The organism is Longimycelium tulufanense, assembly GCF_014645795.1.
GTDB lineage: Bacteria > Actinomycetota > Actinomycetes > Mycobacteriales > Pseudonocardiaceae > Longimycelium > Longimycelium tulufanense.
In genome coordinates this window covers 1-1624 of sequence record NZ_BMMK01000092.1, presented here as the reverse complement: position 1 = coordinate 1624, position 1624 = coordinate 1, and the positions used below count along the sequence as shown (strand labels likewise).

Below are 1624 nucleotides of genomic sequence, written 5' to 3'. Positions count from 1 at the left end.
CACCTACAACCATCACCGCCACCACACCGCGATCGGCGGCCCACCCGCCCACCGCATCCCCAACCTCACGGGACAGAACACCTAGCCCTCGTTACCGACGACCACACACGGCCGACGGGTTGTCCACTGTGGAAACTCACCGTTTCGCCTGGTCACGGGCGTACGGCCCGCGGGATCGGCGTCGCCCTGGCGCTCGTCGACCCCCGGCTCCCGGGGCGGCCGGTCGCACGCGCGCGGGCCACGCGGCGACCGGTCGCCGACCGCAGGGAGCGCAGTCAACGACCGGCCGTCCTCGTCGGGGGAGTAGTTGCCGCCTTGACTCCCGGAGTCCGTTACTCCGGAAGTCCCGGATTCCGGGAGAACAGGAGTCCCAAGCCGCGCCGGGGGAATGCGGCTCGTGGGTGGGCTGGCGGCCCTGGCACGCTGAAGACCAGCCCGGCACCGTGGGTGCGCGGGCGAGTCGCAAGGCCAGGTGGCCCGGGGCAGACCGGGAGCCTGGCCTTACGCATGTCCGGGCCCACTCCGTCGTCAGTCGACGCCGGGGCGGGCCACGGCCAGACCCGCCGAGCGGGCGGCCTCGGCCAGCCGGTGGTCGTAGGTGACGAACGCGGCGAAATGGGCGTCCGGCTGCTCGGCCAACGTCTGCGCGGTGGCCAGGTGGATGGCATCCAGCGAGCGCAGCGCGGGGGTGGGGTAGGCGGCGGCGGTCTGCCGGATCGTGTCGTCGATCTCCAGGCGGTAGAGCCTGGCCAGCACCGAGGGCACGCCCGGCAGGGCCTCGGGTGCGCTGCGCCGCAGTGCCCGGGGAAGCTCCACTTCGATCAACGCCGAGGACACCCAGGGCAGGCCGGCCTGCTGCGGCTCGTTGAGCCAGGCCACGAGATCAGCAGTGTGCGCTTCCTGGCGAACGAGCTTCACCGCCGCCGCGGTGTCCAGGTAGATCACCAGCGCTCGTCCTCGCGGGCGGCGGCCACCACGTCGGCGACGCTGACGCGCGGGTCACCCAGTACCGGCGGCGGGGCCACGGGGGCGTGGAGCTCGCGTGGCGGCACGGCACGGCCCGCCGCCACCAACCGGTCGAGCACCGCAGGGGGACGGCGCTGCGGCGGCAAGAACTGGTGTTCCATCTCGACGCGCAGGGACCGCAGCCGCTCTGCGTACTCGATGAGGAAAGGCGCGGGCAGCCCGCTCTCGGCGAGATGGTCGAGTGCCTTCCTCAGTCGGGCCAGTTCGTCGGTGGCCTCGTAGTACAGCCGCTGCTCACCTGCCGCACCGTTCATACCGCGACGGTAGACCCGCGGGGAGGGTGTCGTCGGCGTGATGTGCCCCTTGGCCCCGCCGCCGACCTGGCCCGTACCCGTGGGGACACGCTCTCCACCCAGGCACGGGTCGTGTACGGGCGTGTACGCACGTTCAGGACTTGCCGAAGCCGACCCCCAACGCCTTCTTCAGCACGCCGCTGTGCTGGGAGATCACCCCGAGTGCACGACGCAGCCGGCGGGCCTGTTCCGGGCTGGGCTCACCGGCGGGCAGGTGCTCGGCCAGGGCCGCCATCGCCTCGGCGACCTCGCCGGCCCGGGCGGCCGTCTCGGCCCATCCACCCCGGGCCGGTCCGCCCCGGCCG

At 73.2% G+C, this 1624-nt stretch carries 3 protein-coding genes; all 3 read right to left on the bottom strand.

The window, feature by feature from the left end; genetic code table 11:
• Positions 1-528: 528 nt before the first annotated feature.
• Positions 529-945, bottom strand: a complete 417-nt coding sequence (locus IEY55_RS31630; protein WP_189062261.1) for a type II toxin-antitoxin system VapC family toxin — start codon at positions 943-945, stop codon at positions 529-531.
• Positions 942-1280, bottom strand: coding sequence for a hypothetical protein (locus IEY55_RS31625; RefSeq protein WP_189062260.1), 339 nt, complete (start codon positions 1278-1280; stop codon positions 942-944). Before IEY55_RS31625 ends, IEY55_RS31630 begins: the two co-directional genes overlap by 4 nt.
• A 133-nt stretch (positions 1281-1413) precedes the next feature.
• Positions 1414-1624: hypothetical protein (locus IEY55_RS31620; protein WP_189062259.1), on the bottom strand; the 211-nt coding region annotated here is incomplete at its 5' end.

Excerpts from the sequence above, each read along its gene's own strand:
- IEY55_RS31625 (WP_189062260.1), bottom strand. The coding sequence starts at position 1,280 with ATGAACGGTGCGGCAGGTGAGCAGCGGCTGTACTACGAGGCCACCGAC.